Origin of the sequence: Catenulispora yoronensis (assembly GCF_039531695.1) — a bacterium.
In the GTDB taxonomy this organism is placed as follows: Bacteria; Actinomycetota; Actinomycetes; order Streptomycetales; family Catenulisporaceae; genus Catenulispora; species Catenulispora yoronensis.
This window is the reverse complement of record NZ_BAAAQN010000014.1, coordinates 1-18,674: the sequence shown is the minus strand read 5'-3', so window position 1 is coordinate 18,674 and position 18,674 is coordinate 1. Positions and strand designations below refer to the sequence as shown.

Sequence of the window (18,674 nt, the reverse complement as noted above, 5' to 3'; positions counted from 1 at the left end):
CGGCGTCCCGTGTCCGGGAGCCGGTCGCGTCCTTAGTGCCTTCGGGCCACCAAGGGCCCGGTCAAGCTGTCTAGTGCTTGACCACCGCGCCGGTGGCCGGGTTGAGCAAGACCTTGCCGTCGCGCCGGTGGTCGAAGTCGAACATCCCGTTCAGCGAGCCGGCCAGGGCGTCGAACGAGGAGTCGCCGACGCGACCGGTCTTCCAGTTGTCCTCGATGAAGCGCAGGACGGAGGACTGGTCGGTGACGCTGTGGTCGACGTAGTCCTGCTTGGCGTACGGGGAGACGACCAGCAGCGGCAGGCGCGGGCCGTAGCCGCAGCGGTCGGCGTAGCCGCCGAGCGGGGCCTTGCCGCCGCCGCAGACGCCGGCGCCGTTGAGCGCGTCGTCGGCGCCGGTGGAGGTGTTCACGATCGGCGGCATGACGTGGTCGTACCAGCCGTCGCTGTCGTCGTAGGCGATGATGACGGCGGTGGACTTCCAGTCCGGCGACTTCTGCAGGGCGTTGATGGTGTCGGCGAGGAACTTCTGCTCGTCGATCGGGTCGGAGTAGCCGGCGTGGCCGTCCTGGTACTTGGCGGCCTTCAGGAACGACACGGCCGGCAGGTTGCCGTTCTGGAGCGCGGCGCCGAAGTCGGTGATGTCGTACTGGTGGTTGGCCTGGTCGCTCTTGCCGATGTTCGCCACCGAGGTCGGCGGCAGGTGGTGCGGGTTGCTGGTGGACTGGTAGTACTCGAACGGCTGGTGGTGCGCGCTGTAGTCGCCGACGGTGGCGCCGCCGACGTTGACGTGCGAGGAGCCGCAGACCGCGGGCTTGCCGGCGGCGGCGGGCGCGGTGGGCTTGAAGCCGCCCTCGAACCAGCCCCAGGTGACGTTCTTCTCGTTGAGCAGGTCGCCGATGTTCTTGCCGGTCATGGCCAGCCGGTTGCTGGCGTTGCCGCAGTCGTCGTAGGCCGGGTCCGGGTCGTTGATCACGGTGCCGACGCCGTTGGCGTCGGGCTGCGCGACGACGTAGGAGTCGGAGACCTTGGCGCCGGTCTTCGGGTCGACCGCGTAGCCGCCGTGGGTCTGGCCGGCGACCAGGTTGATGGCGCCCGGGGTGGAGGGGCCGAACACGGTGTCGTAGGAGTTGTCCGACAGCGCGTAGTTCTGCGCGTAGTTCCACAGGCCGGTCACGACGTTGCCGTCGTAGTAGTCCATGACCAGGCCCGGCTTGCCCTTGTCCGGCGCCGCGCAGGACTCGGTGTCGGTGTTCTCGACGAACTTGTTCATCAGGCCGCCGTTGAACGCCTTCTGCTCCGGCGTGTAGTCGTGGTCCTGGTCGCAGGTCAGGATCATGTCCGTGCCCAGACGCTGCGGGTTCGCGCTGTTCGGGTTGGCGGTCAGCAGGCCGCCGCCGCCGAGCAGGCCGTTCACGCCCGGGGTGTCGCCGTGGGCGTAGAACGGGGTGCCGTCGGTGTTGGCGGCGTTCGGGTAGGTGCCGAAGTAGTGGTCGAAGCTGACGTTCTCCTGGAAGATCACGACCACGTGCTTGATCGGCGTCGCGGTGGAACGGGCCCAGCTCGGCTGCGGGTCGCCGAAGCTCGGCGAGGCGGCGGCGAACGTGAGACCGGCGGCCGCGCAGGTGGCCATGGCGGCGGCGGTGACGCGGCGCCGCTTGGTGCGCAGCAGCGCGGTGGAACGGGTCTTGGCGGACAAGATTCCTCCCGGTGCAGTCCGTTGGCGCCGCTAAATCTGGTGCCGCCGGGTGTCGCAGTGGTCGGATGCCCGATGAGGTGCGGGTGGCATCGGGGTGAACAGTTGCACTGGGGTTCCCAATGGGGATCTTCTCGGGCCGGTCGGCGATCGGCCTGGACCCGGCAGGTCAGGACTCTGTTTCGGGCTGCGCCACGGACTCGCCGCGCAGCCTGGCGTAGAAGTACAGGCTGTCGGGGCAGTAGTCGTTCTCTTTGACGCTCTCGGCGAGTTCGTCCTCGGTGAGGAAGCCGAACCACTCGACCTCCTCCGGCTGCGGGACGACCGGGCCGGAGACGGTGGCGGTGTAGACGGCGGCCCACTGCGGCACCTTGTCGTGGTCGAAGCGGAACTTGCCGAGCCGGCGCAGGACGACGTTGTGCTGGCCCACCTCCTCGCCGCCCTCGCGGCGCGCGGCCTGGTCGTAGGTCTCCCCCGCCGGGACCATGCCGGCGACGAACATGTCGTAGTACTTGGGGAAGACCCGCTTGGCCGCGGCGCGGCGGTGCACCAGGATCCGGCCGGCGCGGTCCCGGAACAGGATGTAGACGCAGCGGTGGCGCAGGTTCTCGTCGGTCAGTTCGCCACGGCGCACGACGCGCAGAATCTTGTCGTTCTCGTCCACCTCGTAGACGAGTTCTTCGTCGGGGTTCACCGAGTCATCAAAACACGCCGCGCGCGTGAATCCTCCGAGGGGGCGCGACCCTCTTATCGGTGAGTCGGCGGTGGTTCCGGGCGTGCCGGGCCGTCGGGGGACACGAGAGAGGATGTACGAGATGGTGTGGGCTTTCGTCGGGGTCGTCGCGGCGATCCTGGTGTGCATGTGCACGGTGACGCTCCTGCGGAGGCGGGGGCGGGCCCGTGGGTGAGGCGGTGATGGTGGCGGAGCCCGGGACGGGAACCGGATCCGGGGGCGGGCCGAGCGGCGCGTGGCCCGGCGAGCAGCTCGTGCTGGCCGCCCAGGACGGCGACGCCGAGGCGGTGCGGGCGCTGGTGTCCGGGTCGTATCCGCATGTGCTGCGGTTCGCGAAGACGCTGTGCGCGACACCGCAGGACGCCGAGGACGCCGCGCAGGAGGCGCTGATCATCCTGTACAGCCGGATCGGGATGCTGCGCGCGACGGCGGCGCTGGCGTCGTGGATGTTCCGGATCGTGCGGAACGAGTGCCTGCGGCGGACGCGGCTGGCCCTGCGCCGGCACCCGGTGCAGCGCGAGACCGTGCAGCGCGAGACGGCGACCCGGGCGCTGGAGGACGACGTCCTGGGCCGGCTGGAGGCCGAGCGAGTGGTGGCGGCGGTCGTGGCGCTGCCGGAGGACCTGCGCAGGGTGCTGATTCTCCGGGACGTGCAAGGGCAGTCCGGGCGGGCCACGGCCGAGGAGCTGGGCCTGAGCGTGGCGGCGATGAAGTCGCGGCTGCATCGCGCCCGGCTGGCGGTGCGGCGGGAGCTCGACGGAGAGGGGTCGGACCATGAGCGGCTCTGGTGAGTTCGCCAGCAGCTCGCTGACCCGGCACGTCGTGCGCGGCGTCCTCGGATTCGGCGCGCTGGCCGGCGGTCTGGCGCTGACGCCGGTGCCGAGCCTGCTGTTGCTGCCCCTCGGCTTGGTGCCGCTGCGCGGCTGCCCCATGTGCTGGACCATGGGGCTGGTGCAGACCGTCTCGGCCGGACGGCTGCGGCGGCAGTGCGGCGAGGACGGCTGCGAGCTGCGCCGGGCCTCAGGGGAAGACGAAAAGCTGGGCGACCTGCGGCGCCAGCCAGGGCTTGCGGCCGTAGGGAATCATCCGTCCGGCGGCTATCTGCCGGTTCTGCGAAGCCCGTCCGCTGACCGCCAGCAGGAAAGCGACCGGGTCCATGGAGATGTGGCAGTCGGCGCGGCCCGACCCGGGGTCGCGGACCGTCCGGATCTTCGCGCCGTCGACATCGAGGCCGATGGTGACGCCGCCGCGGACATGGAACTGGACGACGGCGTGCAGCTTCGCGGCCCGCTCCAGGTTCATGGTCCGGGGCATCATCTCGGGGAAGACCAAGGAGATGATCAGGCGCGCCGTGCCGGGCGGGACCGACCACTTCTGGTGTGAGGCGCGCGCCGCGTCGAGGGTGTGGAGCAGCGTCTCGCTCAGGAACAGGCCGGCGACGGTGCCGAGCGGGATCGTGACGTCCTCGCCGAACCAGGGGACCCGGCAGGGTTCGGCGGGGTCGCGTCCGGCGGTGGCGGCGACGATGGCCTCGGCGCCGGCGCGGATCCGGGCCGGGGTGGCGCGGTGCGTGGAGGGGCCGGACTGGTTGAGGGTCAGGGCGTTGAGGTCGGCGACGCGCTCCCGGATGCCGGCCCGGGCCGGCAGGGCGGCCATCCAGGAGTCGAAGTCGGGGCCGCCGGGCAGGGGTTCGGCGAGTCCGGCCGGATCGGCGGCGGCCGCGTCCTTGGCGTTGGCCGCGCCGACCTCGTCCAGGGTGCTGAAATCGCCGGTGGCCGCGGCGGCGTAGGCGGTGCAGGCCAGGCCCAGATGGACGGCGACGTCGCCGGCGGTCCACCCCGGCAGCCGCGAGGGGGCGCGGGGTTCGCGGAGCCGGGAGAACAGGTCCGAGGACCGGTCGGCGAGGCTGGGGATGACGGCGCGCGCCGCGGACAGGTCTTCGGCAAGGGTGGTGCGGGTACCCGTCATGGTCGCTCCCGGCGGCTGTCTCGGCGGAGTGCTTTGCGGCTGGCTGGGCGGTGCGGGTGGCGCGGTCCCCATCTATTGGACGCGATGTCTGCCACCACAGCAGCCGGGAGCGGTGCGGTCAAGATGCGCGGCGGGGACGCTTCGTCACGTTGTTGAGCTGGTCGATGAGGTGTTCGCGAATGCCCTCAACGGAACGCGTCCCTCATGCTACTGCTTCGCTGTCAGAATATTCCGTGGTCAGCAGGGTTTTTCCAACAGCTTGGCGGGATTCGATCACGCTGTGGGCGTCGGCGGCGCGGTCCAGCCGGAAGCGCTGGCCGATCACCGGGCGGAGCCGGCCCTCGGCGGCGGCGAGCAGGGCGGCGTCGGTGTGGCGGCGCATGTCCTCGGGTCCGGCGCTGGGACGGACGACGGTGACGCCCCGGGCGGCGGCGTCGGTCTCGGAGATGGCCGTCCACTCGCCGCTTGCCAGGCCGTAGCTCACCAGGCGGCCGCCCCGGACGAGTCGGGCGAAGGCGGTGCGGCCGATCTCGCCGCCGACGCCGTCGAAGACCACGTCCACGGGACCGCCGAGGCGGGCCGGCCAGTCCGGGGCGGTGTAGTCGACGGCGTGGTCGGCGCCGAGGTCCAGGGCGAGCTTGGTCTTGCGGTCGCCGCCGGCCAGGGCGACGACGGTGGCGCCGGCGGCCTTCGCGAGCTGGGTGAGCAGCGAGCCGACCCCGCCGGCGGCGGCCTCGACGACGACGCGTTCGCCGGGCCGGACCGCGGCGGCGGCCAGGACCAGGGAGGCGGTGCGGCCGTCGGCGAGGACGGCGACGGCCGCGTCGAGCGGGAGGTGGTCCGGGACGCGGTAGAGGACGTCGGCGGGGACCAGGGCTTGTTCGGCGTAGCCGCCGGAGCCGCCGGTGGAGCCGATGACGCGGGTGCCGACGATCGCGGGGTCCAGGCCGGGGCCCACGGCGCGGATCCGCCCGCCGACGCCGTTGCCGGGGATGAACGGCAGCCGTGGCCGGAAAGGGCCGTTGCCCGCGCGGACCTGGGTCTCGACGAAGGTGATGTTGGCGTAGGCGACGTCGACCAGCGCGGTGTCGGGGGCGAGGACCGGGGCGGGGGTCTGCTCGGCGCGGAGGTTGGCGGGGCCGCCGAAGGCGCGGAGCCAGATGGCCTGCATGAAGGGTCTCCGAGGGGGGTGAGGACGGGGTCCCCTCGATCCTCACCGGCTTTCGGCGCGCCCACCTCGGGCCGGGGGTCTGCGGCGACTAGGACTTTGGACCTAGGACCTGGCCGCGACGCCGGACGGTTTCGGCGACGGCGCCGGTGACAGGGGGTGCTAGCGGCGCTAGCATGGCGGGTATGGGCAATCAGCAGCTGAACGCGCGCGTGCCGGACGAGATCGCGGAGGCGGCCAGGGCCGCGGCGGCGGACGCCGGCGTGAACCTCGGCGAGTACCTGACGCGGCTGATCGACGCCGACACCCGGGGCCGCCGCGCGGTCTTCGACGCGGTCTTCGACCGGTTCGTGGAGGACGCGAAGGCCAGCGGCGCGTTCGACGACGACCTCAAGCCGGTCGCGTGAGCGGAGAAGTCGTTCCCGGTCACCCGATCGACATTGCTTGGCTTCTGGACGCGGCGCAGCGGCTGCCGGGCGACCCGGCCGTCGTCGACTACGGCGCGCTCTACGCGGCGCTGGCCCGCACCGAGGCGGTGGTGCTGGGACGGCGGGTCTACGAGCGGCCGCATCATCAGGCCGCCGCGTTGATGCACCAGCTGGCGCGGGTGCCGGCGCTGGAGAACGCGAACCGGCTGTTCGCGGCGGCCACGGCGGTGGCCTATTTGGCCGCGTGCGGGCTGCCGGTGGTACCGGACGTCCGCGAGGCCGCACGGCTGGCCGGGGACGCCGCCGAGGGGAAGCTGGACGTCGGCGCGGTGTCGTGGGTGCTGCGGAACTGGGTCAAGGAGTAGGCAAGGGACAGGCGGCAAGGGATAGGCGGCAACGGAGGCGTCGAAACGGAAGCGGCTGCCCGGACGCTGGGACGCGTCGGGGCAGCCGCTTTCGTTTGCTCGCGGTTACCTGCCGCCTGCCTGTGCCTGCCTGTGCTTGCCTGTACTCGCCAGCGTTTGTCTGTGCTTGCCGGCGTGCCCAGGTCTCAGAGCACCGGCAGGTACCGGTTCAGCTCGAACGGCGTCACCTGGTGCCGGTAGTCGCTCCACTCCGCGCGCTTGTTGCGCAGGAAGAAGTCGAAGACGTGCTCGCCGAGCGTCTCGGCGACCAGCTCGCTGTCCTCCATGCGGGAGATGGCCTCGGACAGCGAGGACGGCAGCGGTTCGATGCCCAGGGCGCGGCGCTCGGCGTCGGTGAGGGTCCAGACGTTGTCCTCGGCGCCGGCCGGGAGCTCGTAGCCCTCCTCGATGCCCTTGAGGCCGGCGGCCAGCAGGACGGCGAAGGCGAGGTAGGGGTTGCAGGCCGAGTCCAGGCTGCGGACCTCCACGCGGGTGGACTGCGACTTGGACGGCTTGTACATCGGCACCCGGACCAGGGCCGAGCGGTTGTTGTGGCCCCAGCTGATGTAGCTGGGGGCCTCGCTGCGGTCGCCGCCGCCGAACAGGCGCTTGTAGGAGTTCACGAACTGGTTGGTGACGGCGGTCAGCTCGCCGGCGTGGCGCAGCAGGCCGGCGATGAAGCTGCGGCCGGTCTTGGACAGGCTGTACTCGGCGCCGGGCTCGTGGAAGGCGTTGCGGTCGCCCTCGAACAGCGACAGGTGGGTGTGCATGCCCGAGCCGGGGTGCTCGGCCAGCGGCTTGGGCATGAAGGAGGCGAAGACGCCCTGCTCCAGGGCGACCTCCTTCATCACGTGGCGGAAGGTCATGATGTTGTCCGCCGTGGACAGCGCGTCGGCGTAGCGCAGGTCGATCTCCTGCTGGCCGGGCCCGCCCTCGTGGTGGCTGAACTCCACCGAGATGCCCATGCTCTCCAGGTGGGTGATGGCCTGGCGCCGGAAGTCGTGGCCGACGCCGTGCGGCGTCAGGTCGAAGTAGCCGGAGCGGTCCACCGGCTCGGGGGCCTTGCCGGGCTTGGGCTGGCCCTCGAAGAGATAGAACTCGATCTCGGGGTGGGTGTAGAAGGTGAAGCCGCGCTCGGCCGCCTTGGCCAGGGTGCGCTTGAGGACCCACCGGGGGTCGGCGTAGCTGGCGGCGCCGTCGGGCATCAGGATGTCGCAGAACATCCGCGCGGTGCCCGGGGACTCGGCACGCCACGGAAGTATCTGGAACGTCTGCGGGTCGGGCTTGGCGAGCATGTCCGATTCGGCCACCCGGGTGAAGCCCTCGATGGCCGAGCCGTCGAAGCCGATGCCCTCGCTGAAGGCCTGTTCCAGCTCCGCCGGGGCCACCGCGACGGATTTCAGGAAGCCCAGGACGTCGGTGAACCACAGACGGACGAAGCGGATGTCCCGCTCTTCGAGGGTGCGGAGGACGAACTCCTGCTGACGTTCCATGAGGCAAGTATGTCCGAGGTGCGTTTCCGTGTGATTACGGCGATGGGAAGTCGTGCGGGCCGGGGGTGGGCCGCAGACGGCCGGACGGGATCGGACGCGGGGTGCGCGGGGCGGGCGGGCCCCGAGGGCGTCACAGGGGCTCCTGGGGCCGGGACGAGCCCGCGGCGGGCCGCCGGGGCGCCGGCGTTGAGGCGGAGATGAGGTTCGGATTTCCGGATCCGCACAACGCCGTACGGACGGCGCGCGCGGCCGGACACACGGATGCCCGGAATCCGGCGCGGGCGCCCGGAATCCCGGCTCCGAAAGGCCGGCGAGGGCGAATCCCGACTCGGATGCAACCTCTTAGGGGTCCCGCGCCGTCTTATTGAAAGACACCGCCATACCGACACCGCGTCGACATGGCGGCTCCCGCCGTACCCGGAGCCCTTGATCGCATAGGGCGGCATCACGGGGCAAAATCGGACCAAAAGCGGTCACTGCGGGTGCTCAGGGGGAAACTCTGAAGATCTTTGCCGAAAATCTCTCCGGAACCTCTCGCCAAGCGTTGTTGAACGGAGAATAATCCTCCAACGAGACCTCATCGTCCCCCCGTGCGATGGGGTCTCCCATCCCGAGGCCTCACCGTCCCCCCGTGCGGTGAGGCCTCGGACCTTTTCCGGCCCGGTTCCGCGGCCGTGATCCGTCTCACACCGCCGCCGCGTCACAGACCCCGCGCCGGATCCGTCCTCGCCCCGACGGGGTAGTGGAATCGGCGAGGAGGCACGAGATGATCCTGGTGACCGGAGCGAGCGGCACGCTCGGCAGCGTCCTGGTCCCGCTGCTGGCGGCGCGCGGGGAACGGGTGCGCGCGCTGAGCCGACGGGGCCGCGACGGCTCGGTGGGCTCCTGCGAATGGGTGGTCGGCGACCTGACCGACGGGACCGGGCTGGACGAGGCGCTGGCCGGCGTCGACGTGATCGTGCACGCGGCCTCCAACACCCGCAAACAAGGCAAGGGCGACACCGTCGCGGCGTGGCACCTCATCGAGGCCGCCAAGCGCGGGGGACGGCGGCCGCACCTGCTCTATATCTCGATCGTGGGCGTCGACCGGCACCCGCTGAAGTACTACCGGACCAAGTACGAGGTCGAGCAGGCGATCGAGGGCAGCGGGCTGCCGTTCACGATCCTGCGCACGACCCAGTGGTTCCAGCTGCTCGACATGTTCCTGGGCCTGGCCGCGAAGTCCCCGGTGGTGCCGATGCCGGAGCTGCCGTTCCAGCCCCTGGACGCCGCCGAGGCCGCCGAGCGGCTGGCCGAGCTGGCGGTCGGCGAGCCGCTGGGGCGGGCCGAGGACCTGGGCGGCCCGGAGCTGCTCGGGACCCGGGAGCTGGCCCGGTCCTGGCTGGCGGCCACCGGCAAGCACCGACTGCTGGTGCCCGCGCCGCTGCCGGGAAAGGTCGGCGCGGCGTTCCGCGCCGGGTGGCACAACGCGCCGGAGCGCCGGGTCGGCAAGGCCACGTGGGCCGAGTTCCTGGCCGCCGAGTACGGACGGTAGGTCGGTTCTCAGGGGTGGATCGGGGCCCGGTTCTTGCTCGGCTCGGCCGGTGTCCAGTAGCCAATTCCACGGGCCCGGTGGCGCTGGCCAGTGCCCGGCAACGGGTAATCGCCGATGGCCGATGCCTGGTGGCCGATAGCCGGTGGCCGGTCGCCAATACCTGGCGGCTCGGTGCCCGTCCAGACACCCCGGCCGGGCCCGGCGCGACCGGCGCGCTCGTTCCGCACCCGAGCCGCGCCCGAGCCGCGCCGGACCGCGCCCGCACCGCCGCTCAGCGCGGTGCCATGCCCACCATGAGGTTGTCGACCAACGCCGCGGCGAAGCCGTCCGGCAGCGGCTGGTCCAGGCACTCGGTCTTCATCGTGAGGACGATCGGCCCGGCCAGCATCCGCACCGTCAGCTCGACGTCCAGGTCGGCCCGCAGCTCGCCGGCCGCCATGCCGTGGCGCAGGATGGTCCGCAGCTGGTCGCGGCGCGGTTCGATCGCCACCTGCTGGTAGCGGCGGACCAGCTCCGGGTTGGTCATGGCGGTGGCCATCACCGAGGCGAACACCAGCCCGGCGCGGTCGGAGTGCATCAGGTCGGCCATCGTGACCAGGTACTCGACCAGCAGGTCGCGGGCGCTGCCCCCGCCGGTCAGGTCGGGCTCCGGGCACTCCGTCCACAGCGTGCTGACCGCGTCGACCACCAGCTGTTCCTTGTTCTGCCAGCGCCGGTAGACCGTGGCCTTGCCGACCCCGGCCCGGGCGGCGACCTGCTCCATGGACAGCGCGGGGTAGGACATGCCCTGGCCGAGCAGCTCCAGGACGGCGTCCAGGATGGCCCGCTCGGCGGCCTCGCTGCGGGGCCGGCCGGGCCGGCGGGGACGGTCCTTCTTGGCGGCGCAGCCGGGGTCCGCGCAGCCGCCGGCGACGTGTCCGGGATGTCGGCCGTCGGATCCGTGGTCGGCATGGGTCGTCGTCATAGCGCTCCATCATCTCCTCGTCGCGGCCTTCGCGCGGGCAGCGGCGCCGGTTCCGGCGCCGGTGCCGCCCGCGCGGCGGCGGTCAGGCGACCCCGGCCGCCTCGGCCGTCTCGGCGGCGCTCGGGCCGCCCGACGGCCGGGCGTCGACCAGCGCGCCGATCGGCCGGCGCGGCAGCCACATCAGGGCGATGACGGCGGCCAGCAGGGCCACGCCGGCCGAGACCACCACGGTCACGTGCATCGCGTGGATGAACGCGGCGTCGGCCTGCGGGTAGAACTTCTGGAGCGCCGGGACGTGCTGCCCGGCCCCCTTGGTGGCCTGGATCGAGCCGTCGACGGTGTGCAGCAGCGACGGGTCCTTCACCACCGTGCCCAGCGGCTTCTCCATCTTGCCGCGGTAGGCGGTGGTCAGCAGCGTGCCGAGCACCGCGACGCCGAGGGCGCCGCCGACCTGCCGGACCGTGTTGCTCACCGAGGAGCCGACACCGGCCTTCTCCCGGGGCAGCGAGGTCATGATGGTGGTGGTCGCCGGGGGCATCACGTTCGCCATGCCCATGCCCTGGAGGAAGAAGATCGCGATCAGCAGCGCCGCCGGCGAGGTCTCGTTCACGAACTGGTACATCAGGAACGTCAGCGCGATCACCAGCATGCCGAACGTCGACACCGCCCGGGCCCCGAACCGCTGCACCAGCTTGGCCGACATCGGCGAGAAGATCAGCTGCGCCAGGGCGAAGGGCGTCATGTACAGACCGGCCTTCAGCGGGCTGAAGTCCAGCACCGACTGGAGGTAGAAGGACAGGAAGAACAGCACGCCCATCATCGCGAAGAAGGACATCGCGACCAGGATGATCGAGGCCGAGAACGGCCGCGAGCTCCGGAACAGCCGGACGTCCAGCGCCGGATGGCTGGTGCGCAGCTCCCAGAAGACGAACAGCGCGCACAGCAGCACGCCGCCGATCAGCGAGCCCCAGATCTGCGGGTTGCCCCAGCCGACGTCGCCGCCGCGGATGATGCCGTAGACGAAGACCACGATCCCGGCCATCGACAGCACCACGCCCACCGGGTCCAGGCGGCCCGGGTTCGGGTTCTTGGAGTCCGGCACCAGCAGCGCCATCGCGACCAGCGCCACGATGATGATCGGCACGTTGATCAGGAACACCGAGCCCCACCAGAAGTGGTCCAGCAGCAGGCCGCCCAGCACCGGGCCGATGGCCACGGCCAGGCCCACGCCGCCGGCCCACATGCCGATCGCCTTGGGCTGCTCCTTGGGCTCGAAGACGTTGGCGATGATGGCCAGCGTCGCCGGCATGATCGCGGCGCCGAACAAGCCCATGACGGCCCGGGTGGCGATCAGCTGGCCGGGGCTGCCGGCGTAGGCGCACAGCACCGAGGCGATCCCGAAGCCGACCATGCCGGCCATCAGGATCTTCTTGCGCCCGAAGCGGTCGCCGACGATCCCGAAGGTGAACAGCAGCCCGGCGAAGACCAGCGTGTAGGAGTTGATGGCCCATTCCAGATCGGGCTGCTGGGCGCCCAGACCCGGCGTCACCGGGTCGTTCTTCGGGTTCGAGATGATCTTCAGGGCGACGTTCAGGATGGTGTTGTCCAGCACGACCACGAGCAGGCTGAAGATGAGCACCCCGAGGATGGCCCATCTGCGGCGGTGTATGACCTCGCGTTCCATATCCCCTCTTCCCCTCCGCGAGAGCTGTCGTTCATCGATACGGAACGGGGCCGTATCGATAACACCGCGAGCGTACGCCCGGTGGTATCGGAACGCAACCGTCTCGTATTAGGTGGATCACCCGGCTCAGCGGTACGTGTCCGCCGAGCCGCCGGAGACCTGGTCGATGAGGGCCGTGAGGCGGTCCCGGAACCCGCGGCGGCGCCGGTCCTGCTCGCCGGCGCTGGAGGCGAGCAGATGCTGGGCGGCGTCGAAGCCCGGGACGACGCCGGACTCCGGGACCAGCAGGGCGTCGTGCGAGAGCGACAGCAGCTCGCCGGCGGAGTCCTCGTCCTCGGCCATGGTCAGGATCGCCGCACCGCGCCGGCGGGCGTCGTCGACCCGCTCCAGCAGCGGCCCGCCGGGGTCGTCCGGCGCCACGACCAGCACCGCCTCCCCGCGCCGGGCGGTCACCAGCCGGTTCAGCGGCACCGCCAGATGCGGCGGGGCGCCATCCGGGACCTGGTGCCGGACCAGGGTCGGGGCCAGCTGCGGCAGGCCGGACAGGCCGGCCTCGGTGTCGAGGTGGGCCGCCAGGTGCCAGGGCTCCTCCTCGGGCGTGCCGACCAGGAGCAGCCCGCCCGGGCTGCGCGGGGCCCGGCGCAGGGTGCGGGCGAAGCCGCGGCACTCGCCGAACCAGGCGGTGCCGTCGAGGAGTTCGCGGAGGAGGTCGGTCTGCGCGGAGTCCATAGTCGAATACTGCCGGTCCGGGCGCCTTTATGACACCCGGCCCGGCATATCAGTACTGATACTCGGTTGCTCGGAGCCGCTCGGTCGCCCGAAGCGCGTCAGTGGTAGGAGTGGGACTCGTCGGGATACGTGCCGTGCACGACATCGGTGGCGAAGGCCCGCGCCGCGTCGCCGAGCAGGGTGCGCAGATCGGCGTACTGCTTGACGAACTTGGGGACGCCGCCGGGCGTCAGACCGGCCATGTCGGTCCAGACCAGGACCTGGGCGTCGGTGCCGGACCCGGCCCCGATGCCGACGGTGGGGATGTCGATCTCGGCCGAGACCCGCGCCGCGAGTTCGGCCGGGACCAGCTCCAGCACGATCGCGAAGGCGCCGGCGTGCTGCAGGGCCTTGGCGTCGGAGATCAGCTTCTCGGCCTCCTCGTCGCCGCGTCCGGCTATCCGGTAGCCGCCCAGCACGTTGACCGACTGCGGGGTCAGGCCGATGTGCGCCATCACCGGGATGCCGGCCTGGACCAGCGCGTCGACCTGCGGCAGCACCCGGCGGCCGCCCTCCAGCTTCACGGCGCCGCAGCCGGCCTCCTTCATGAACCGGGCGGCGGTGTCCAGCGCCTGGGAGGGCGAGGACTGGTAGGAGCCGAACGGCAGGTCGCCGACGACCATGGCGCGCTTGGTGCCGCGGACCACGGCGCCGGAGAGCATGACCAGCTGGTCGACGGTGACCGGGACGGTGTTCTCGTAGCCGAGGTGGTTGTTCCCGGCGGAGTCGCCGACGAGCAGGACCGGGATCCCGGCCTCGTCGAAGACGCCGGCGGTGAGCGCGTCGTAGGCGGTGAGCATCGCCCACTTCTCGCCCTCGCGCTTGGCCTTGGCCAGATCGCGGACGGTGACCCGGCGGCCGGTGCCGGTCCCGCCGTAGAGCGAGAGCTTGGGCGGGGTCTGTGCGGATTCCTGCGTGACGCTGGATGCAGCGGACATGCTGGTTTCTCCTCATTGAGACGACTCGAGGCGCCGAAACGGCGTACCCGGACGAAGCTGATCGTCTCACGCCCAGGATCCCTTGTTAAGACCTGGAGCGCACCCGTACGAACGGTCCGTGGTCAGTCCGTCGCGCCCCATTCGTGACTCTGCTCACAAATCCTTGAAAGTCGTTTGCGGCGCGCGGGCAACGGTTCGGACAATCGCCCGCGTGAACTCAGAAACTGCGGCGCCTGGCGACGCGTCGCAGCAGGGCGAAAAGCCCCGTCGCCGGTGGCGTGACCTCCGTGACCTGAGGGTCGACGTCACTCCGCTGAAAGTCTCCCGCGATTACCGGCTGCTCACGTATTCCTCGGTGATATCCGGTTTCGGGTCGTTCCTGACCTACGTCGCGGTGCCCTTCCAGATCAAGGATCTCACCGGTTCCGCGCTCGCGGTCGGCCTGCTCGGCGCCACCGAACTGGTGCCGCTGGTGGTCTGCGGGCTGTGGGGCGGCGCGCTGGCCGACGCGATGGACCGGCGCAAGCTCGTGGTCTCCACCGAGGCCGCCTCGGCCGTCCTGTCGGTGCTGCTGCTGGTGAACGCGCTGCTGCCGCATCCGATGCTGTGGCCGATCTACGTGCTGACCGCGGCCTTCGCGGCGGTCAACGGCCTGCAGCGGCCCTCCCGCGAGGCGATCGTGCCCCGCGTCGTCCCGCCGGACCTGATCCTGTCCGCCGGGGCCCTGCAATGGATGCTGGGGTCGTTCACCCAGATCGCCGGGCCCGCGCTCGGCGGCGTGCTGGTGGCCACCACCGGCCCGACCGTGGCCTACGTCGCCGACGCCGCCACCTTCCTGGCGTCCTGCGTGTTCCTGATCCGCCTGCGGCCCTCCCCGCAGAGCGCGGACGCCGAGGGGGCGAGCCTGCGCGGCATCGCCGCCGGCTGGAAGTACGCCCGCAGCCGGCAGGAGCTGATCGGCACCTACGTCGTCGACATCGCGGCCATGACCTTCGCGATGCCGACGGCGCTGTTCCCGTTCCTGGCCGACCGGCTGCACGCCTCCTGGTCCCTGGGCCTGCTCTACGCCGCACCCGCGGTGGGCTCGGCCCTGGTGTCGGTCAGCAGCGGGTGGACCCGCCGCGTGCACCGGCACGGCCTGGCGGTGATCTGGGCCGCCGGCGCCTGGGGCGCGGCCATCGCCCTGGTGGCCGCCACCCTGAACGTGGGCGTGGTGCTGGCCTGCCTGGCCGCGGCCGGCGCCGCCGACGCGGTCAGCGGCGTGTTCCGGATGTCGATCTGGAACCAGACCATCCCGGACGCCCTGCGCGGACGCCTGGCCGGCATCGAGATGCTCTCCTTCTCCACCGGCCCGATCCTCGGCCAGGTCCGCGCCGGCTCGATGGCGGCCTGGCGCGGCCCGGTGTTCTCGGTCGGCTTCGGCGGCCTGGCCTGCGTCGGCGCCGTCCTCGGCCTGGCGGCCTTCCTGCCCGGCTTCCGCCGCTACGACGTCCGCTCCGACACCCACGCCGAGGCCGTCCGCGAGGAACGGATGGCGGCACACGCGGCGGCCTCCCTATGATCGGGGCCTGACGGGCCAAGACCAGCTATAAGGGGATTGTCATGGTGGGCGGGGACGGGAACGGCGGCTACGGGCCTTGGGCGGCCGGGGGCGGAACACCAGGAGGGCCGGGGACGGGGCAGGACCCGGCGGGGGCACCCGGCGGCCCGCAGCTCGGGGCCGACGGCCGCCCGATGACCTCGTTCCCCCCGGCCGAGACCGGCTTCTTCCCGGCCTCGGAACCCGGCGCTCCGCAACGCTCGGCCGCCGGGTTCCAGGCCCCGCCGCCATCGGCCCCGCAGCAATCGGCGCCACAGCCGCCGCTGCTGCTCGGCCCACCGCCTTCCGGCCCCGACAGCAACGGCCCCGACAAGCGTCGCAGGACCCTGCTGATCGGCGCGTCCGCGATCGCGGTGATCGGCGTCACCGCCGGCGCCATCGCCCTGGCCGGCGGCAGCAGCGGCGGCGGCGGCGACAAGCAGCCCACCGCCGCCGCGTCCCCCAGCGTCACCACCGGCAACTCCTCCGGCGCCGCGGGATTCCCCGGATCCACCGGCAGCGCACCGGACAACAACAGCGCCCCTGGCACGCCGAGCCCGCGCGACGGCAAGGACGTCCCCGGCGCCCCGGCCACCAGCCCGACCACGCCGAGCGCCACCGGCTCGAAGTCCTCGCCCCCGGCCACGAAGCCGTCGACCACCGGCCGCACCACGGCCGCTCCCCCGGCCAGCACCGCCCCGGCCGTCCCGGTCGCCGCACCGACCGCGGACCTCCTGCACTGGCGCCTCGCCGAGGCCGGCGGCACCACCGCCGCCGACAGCTCCGGCCGCGGCCTGACCGGCACCGCCGCCGGCGCCGCCACCTTCGACCCGGCCCAGCACGGCGGCGCGGCCTACTTCAACGGCCCGGCGAACCAGATCAAGGGCGGCGAGGTCGCCACCAAGTCGGCGGTGATCGACACCACCAAGAGCTTCACCATCTCGCTCTGGATGAACCAGACCGGCCTGACCACACCCACCAAGTACTCCGCCCTGTTCAGCCAGGACGGCGCGCAGAACTTCGCCTTCACCTTCAGCTACTCCACCGAGGCGAAGAACTGGTCCTTCGTCCGCGCCGACAACGACGCCACCACCCCGACCACGATCGGCGTCGGGGCGAAGACGGCGATCCCGCTGAACTCCTGGCACCAGCTGACCGGCGTCTACGACGCCCCGGCCGGCACGATCGCGTTCTACGTCGACGGCGCCCTCCAGGGCACGGCCAAAACCGGATCGGCACCCTACGCCGCCACCGGCCCGTTCGCGATCGGACGCAGCTGGTACCAGAAGTACCCGTCGAACCCGTTCAACGGCTACATCTCCGACGTCCGCGTCTACAGCCACGCCCTGACCGCCGCCGAGGTCAAGGCGCTATAGAACAGCCGGGCGCGTCCCGAGGACGCGCCCGGCCCACTCAGCCGTCGGCCCCCTCATCGGCCTGCCGCCAGGCCTCATTACGCTCCTGCACCCGCTGCAACGCCTGCTCGGCCTCCTCCCGCGTGGCATACGGCCCCAGCCGATCCTTGGCCGCACAAGCCCCGGCCGGCTCCACCGTGCCGTGCTTCACGCAGTAGTACCAACCGTCGTCCTCCGACGGCTCGCCCTTCCTGCTCCAGCGCATCGCAACCTCCCTGGCTCCAACGGTTGCCTAGACTGTCCGACTATGGCGACTCTCGTACCCGGCACCGTCTCTCCCACTCTGCCCGTCCCCGCCGGGATCAAGCGACCCGAGTACGTAGGACGCAAGCAGCCCAAGCCCTACGCCGGCCGCGCCGTCCAGACCCCCGAAACCATCGAACGCATGCGCATCGCCAGCCGCATCGCCGCCGACGCCCTGGTAGCCACCGGCGCCGCCGCCAAACCCGGCACCACCACCGACGAACTGGACCGCATCGGCCACGAGTACCTCCTCGACCACGGCGCCTACCCCTCCACGCTGGGCTACAAGGGCTACCCGAAGTCGATGTGCACCTCCCTCAACGAGGTCATCTGCCACGGCATCCCGGACACCACCGTCCTCCAGGACGGCGACATCCTGAACATCGACATCACCGCCTACATCAACGGCGTCCACGGCGACACCAACGCCACCTTCGAAGTAGGCACCGTCGACGAGGAATCCCACCTCCTGATCGAACGCACCCGCGAAAGCCTGACCCGCGCCATCAACGCCGTCCGCCCAGGCCGCCAAATCAACATCATCGGCCGCGTCATCGAAAGCTACGCCAAACGCTTCGCCTACGGCGTAGTCCGCGACTTCACCGGCCACGGCATCAGCACCAGCTTCCACACCGGCCTGGTCATCCCCCACTACGACGACCCCTACGCAACCCTGGTGATGGAACCAGGCATGACCTTCACCATCGAACCCATGCTGACCCTGGGCACCACCGACTACGACATGTGGCCCGACAAGTGGACAGCAGTGACCCGCGACCGCAAACGAACCGCCCAGTTCGAGCACACGATGGTGGTGACGAACGACGGCGTCGAGGTGCTGACGCTGCCGAGCAGCAGCTGAAGACCTGGCCAAACCGCCAGCGCGACCAGCCGCCCGACGGCCAGCTTCGCCAAATCACCCTCGCGACCAAGCGCCCCGCCGACAGCACACCCGCCGCGACCAGCGACCAGCTTCACTGCCCCACCGCGCCTGGCCGCCCGGCCAGCACCGCAACCGGCAGCGGCCAACAAAACTGGTCAGCATCGCGACTGATCGCCCGGCCACCTTCGCGACCGGCAGCGGCCAGCAGAACTGATCGGCATCGCAACCGGGTGCCTCGCCACCACCGCAACCGGCGGCGGCCAACAAAACTGGTCAGCATCGCAATTGACTGCCGGCCACCATCACCACTCCGGCGGCGGCCAGCGGGACCGGTGGTCATCGCAACCGGGTGCCCCGCTTTTTGCTTTGCCCCAAAGTTAGGTCTTCGGTTCCGGTCTTTCCGTCGCTTCGGCGGGCGTAGCCAATCGCGCCGCCCAGGCGGTGTCAAGGCTCGCATCAGCCGGGGCACGGCACCTGAAGGGTCGCCTTGATACCGCCTGGGCGGTGTGATTCCTTCAGGCGACGATGCGACGGAAAGGCCGGGACCGAAACCGGAACCACCGACCAAAGGCAAGTTAACCGCCCGACCCCACTCTTTCCAGAGCGAGGTCCTCCCCGGAGGGGCCGCCGGAGGCGCCTTTGACCTTGACTAGCCTAATGATTCCCGGGAGCGAGTCCATGGGGCAGACTTCCGGGTTACAGCTGCCGGCTGGTGAGCACTGCATTGGCCTGGACTATCAAGTCCTAATCAAAGAACGTGCCCCAGCCGGTTGGCCGGG

Annotated in this window: 17 protein-coding genes; 7 read left to right on the top strand and 10 right to left on the bottom strand. The window is 71.2% G+C overall.

Translation table 11 applies throughout. The annotated features are described in order from the left end of the window. Positions 1–70: 70 nt before the first annotated feature. Complete coding sequence (locus ABD481_RS14155) at positions 71–1,630, bottom strand: phospholipase C (protein ID WP_344666214.1); 1,560 nt, start codon at positions 1,628–1,630, stop codon at positions 71–73. Positions 1,631–1,862: 232 nt separating this feature from the next. Then, entirely contained in the window at positions 1,863–2,387 is a 525-nt protein-coding gene (locus ABD481_RS14150) for an NUDIX hydrolase (protein WP_344666085.1), read from the bottom strand. A gap of 221 nt (positions 2,388–2,608) precedes the next feature. On the opposite strand from ABD481_RS14150, the gene ABD481_RS14145 reads away from it, so the two are divergent. Continuing rightward, a complete protein-coding gene (locus ABD481_RS14145; RefSeq protein WP_344666213.1) occupies positions 2,609–3,217 on the top strand; it encodes an RNA polymerase sigma factor in 609 nt (202 codons plus the stop codon). Between the two features lie 229 nt (positions 3,218–3,446). Here the strand turns inward: ABD481_RS14145 and ABD481_RS14140 are convergent, their stop codons facing one another. Both ABD481_RS14140 and ABD481_RS14135 read right to left on the bottom strand, forming a co-directional pair. Beyond that, positions 3,447–4,394 carry a maleylpyruvate isomerase N-terminal domain-containing protein gene (locus ABD481_RS14140; protein ID WP_344666084.1) on the bottom strand — a complete coding sequence of 316 codons (948 nt, stop codon included), beginning with the start codon at positions 4,392–4,394 and terminating at the stop codon, positions 3,447–3,449. Positions 4,395–4,596: 202 nt separating this feature from the next. Next, entirely contained in the window at positions 4,597–5,565 is a 969-nt protein-coding gene (locus tag ABD481_RS14135; protein WP_344666083.1) for a zinc-binding dehydrogenase, read from the bottom strand. Between the two features lie 182 nt (positions 5,566–5,747). Here ABD481_RS14135 and ABD481_RS14130 point away from each other — a divergent pair, with 182 nt between their 5' ends. Both ABD481_RS14130 and ABD481_RS14125 read left to right on the top strand, forming a co-directional pair. Further along, on the top strand, positions 5,748–5,969 hold the full coding sequence (locus ABD481_RS14130; RefSeq protein WP_344666082.1) for a hypothetical protein: 222 nt from the start codon (positions 5,748–5,750) through the stop codon (positions 5,967–5,969). Beyond that, positions 5,966–6,355 carry a fic family toxin-antitoxin system, toxin component gene (locus tag ABD481_RS14125; RefSeq protein ID WP_344666081.1) on the top strand — a complete coding sequence of 130 codons (390 nt, stop codon included), beginning with the start codon at positions 5,966–5,968 and terminating at the stop codon, positions 6,353–6,355. Before ABD481_RS14130 ends, ABD481_RS14125 begins: the two co-directional genes overlap by 4 nt. Positions 6,356–6,540: 185 nt before the next feature. Here ABD481_RS14125 and glnA read toward each other — a convergent pair whose 3' ends face one another. After that, complete coding sequence (gene glnA / locus ABD481_RS14120) at positions 6,541–7,887, bottom strand: type I glutamate--ammonia ligase (protein WP_344666080.1); 1,347 nt, start codon at positions 7,885–7,887, stop codon at positions 6,541–6,543. Between the two features lie 766 nt (positions 7,888–8,653). On the opposite strand from glnA, the gene ABD481_RS14115 reads away from it, so the two are divergent. Further along, positions 8,654–9,421 (top strand): SDR family oxidoreductase, encoded by a 768-nt coding sequence (locus ABD481_RS14115; protein WP_344666079.1) that lies wholly within the window; start codon positions 8,654–8,656, stop codon positions 9,419–9,421. A 271-nt stretch (positions 9,422–9,692) separates the two neighbouring features. Here ABD481_RS14115 and ABD481_RS14110 read toward each other — a convergent pair whose 3' ends face one another. The 4 genes from ABD481_RS14110 to panB all read right to left on the bottom strand — a co-directional run bounded on the left by ABD481_RS14110 (position 9,693) and on the right by panB (position 13,775). Beyond that, positions 9,693–10,385 carry a TetR/AcrR family transcriptional regulator gene (locus tag ABD481_RS14110; RefSeq protein WP_344666078.1) on the bottom strand — a complete coding sequence of 231 codons (693 nt, stop codon included), beginning with the start codon at positions 10,383–10,385 and terminating at the stop codon, positions 9,693–9,695. An 82-nt stretch (positions 10,386–10,467) separates the two neighbouring features. Further along, positions 10,468–12,069 carry an MFS transporter gene (locus ABD481_RS14105; RefSeq protein WP_344666077.1) on the bottom strand — a complete coding sequence of 534 codons (1,602 nt, stop codon included), beginning with the start codon at positions 12,067–12,069 and terminating at the stop codon, positions 10,468–10,470. A gap of 126 nt (positions 12,070–12,195) precedes the next feature. Next, on the bottom strand, positions 12,196–12,798 hold the full coding sequence (locus tag ABD481_RS14100; protein WP_344666076.1) for a hypothetical protein: 603 nt from the start codon (positions 12,796–12,798) through the stop codon (positions 12,196–12,198). Between the two features lie 98 nt (positions 12,799–12,896). Then, positions 12,897–13,775, bottom strand: a complete 879-nt coding sequence (panB, locus tag ABD481_RS14095; protein WP_344666075.1) for a 3-methyl-2-oxobutanoate hydroxymethyltransferase — start codon at positions 13,773–13,775, stop codon at positions 12,897–12,899. Positions 13,776–14,067: 292 nt separating this feature from the next. Between panB and ABD481_RS14090 the strand changes: the two genes are divergently transcribed. Beyond that, positions 14,068–15,336 (top strand): MFS transporter, encoded by a 1,269-nt coding sequence (locus ABD481_RS14090; RefSeq protein WP_344666212.1) that lies wholly within the window; start codon positions 14,068–14,070, stop codon positions 15,334–15,336. A 41-nt stretch (positions 15,337–15,377) separates the two neighbouring features. Further along, entirely contained in the window at positions 15,378–16,730 is a 1,353-nt protein-coding gene (locus tag ABD481_RS14085) for a LamG domain-containing protein (protein ID WP_344666074.1), read from the top strand. 37 nt (positions 16,731–16,767) lie between these two features. Here ABD481_RS14085 and ABD481_RS14080 read toward each other — a convergent pair whose 3' ends face one another. Continuing rightward, entirely contained in the window at positions 16,768–16,974 is a 207-nt protein-coding gene (locus ABD481_RS14080) for a YfcZ/YiiS family protein (RefSeq protein ID WP_344666073.1), read from the bottom strand. A 42-nt stretch (positions 16,975–17,016) separates the two neighbouring features. Here ABD481_RS14080 and map point away from each other — a divergent pair, with 42 nt between their 5' ends. Then, the gene (map, locus tag ABD481_RS14075) at positions 17,017–17,874 is read left to right on the top strand and encodes a type I methionyl aminopeptidase (protein WP_344666072.1); all 858 of its coding nucleotides are present in this window, start codon (positions 17,017–17,019) and stop codon (positions 17,872–17,874) included. The last annotated feature ends 800 nt before the right edge of the window (positions 17,875–18,674 follow it).

Bases quoted from the DNA above. Each gene is read 5' to 3' on its own strand.
- ABD481_RS14155 (WP_344666214.1), bottom strand. From the start codon at position 1,630: ATGGCCACCTGCGCGGCCGCCGGTCTCACGTTCGCCGCCGCCTCGCCG.
- ABD481_RS14145 (WP_344666213.1), top strand. From the start codon at position 2,609: ATGGTGGCGGAGCCCGGGACGGGAACCGGATCCGGGGGCGGGCCGAGC.
- ABD481_RS14140 (WP_344666084.1), bottom strand. From the start codon at position 4,394: ATGACGGGTACCCGCACCACCCTTGCCGAAGACCTGTCCGCGGCGCGC.
- ABD481_RS14135 (WP_344666083.1), bottom strand. From the start codon at position 5,565: ATGCAGGCCATCTGGCTCCGCGCCTTCGGCGGCCCCGCCAACCTCCGC.
- ABD481_RS14130 (WP_344666082.1), top strand. From the start codon at position 5,748: ATGGGCAATCAGCAGCTGAACGCGCGCGTGCCGGACGAGATCGCGGAG.
- glnA (WP_344666080.1), bottom strand. From the start codon at position 7,887: ATGGAACGTCAGCAGGAGTTCGTCCTCCGCACCCTCGAAGAGCGGGAC.
- ABD481_RS14115 (WP_344666079.1), top strand. From the start codon at position 8,654: ATGATCCTGGTGACCGGAGCGAGCGGCACGCTCGGCAGCGTCCTGGTC.
- ABD481_RS14110 (WP_344666078.1), bottom strand. From the start codon at position 10,385: ATGACGACGACCCATGCCGACCACGGATCCGACGGCCGACATCCCGGA.
- ABD481_RS14105 (WP_344666077.1), bottom strand. From the start codon at position 12,069: ATGGAACGCGAGGTCATACACCGCCGCAGATGGGCCATCCTCGGGGTG.
- ABD481_RS14100 (WP_344666076.1), bottom strand. From the start codon at position 12,798: ATGGACTCCGCGCAGACCGACCTCCTCCGCGAACTCCTCGACGGCACC.
- panB (WP_344666075.1), bottom strand. From the start codon at position 13,775: ATGTCCGCTGCATCCAGCGTCACGCAGGAATCCGCACAGACCCCGCCC.
- ABD481_RS14085 (WP_344666074.1), top strand. From the start codon at position 15,378: ATGGTGGGCGGGGACGGGAACGGCGGCTACGGGCCTTGGGCGGCCGGG.
- ABD481_RS14080 (WP_344666073.1), bottom strand. From the start codon at position 16,974: ATGCGCTGGAGCAGGAAGGGCGAGCCGTCGGAGGACGACGGTTGGTAC.
- map (WP_344666072.1), top strand. From the start codon at position 17,017: ATGGCGACTCTCGTACCCGGCACCGTCTCTCCCACTCTGCCCGTCCCC.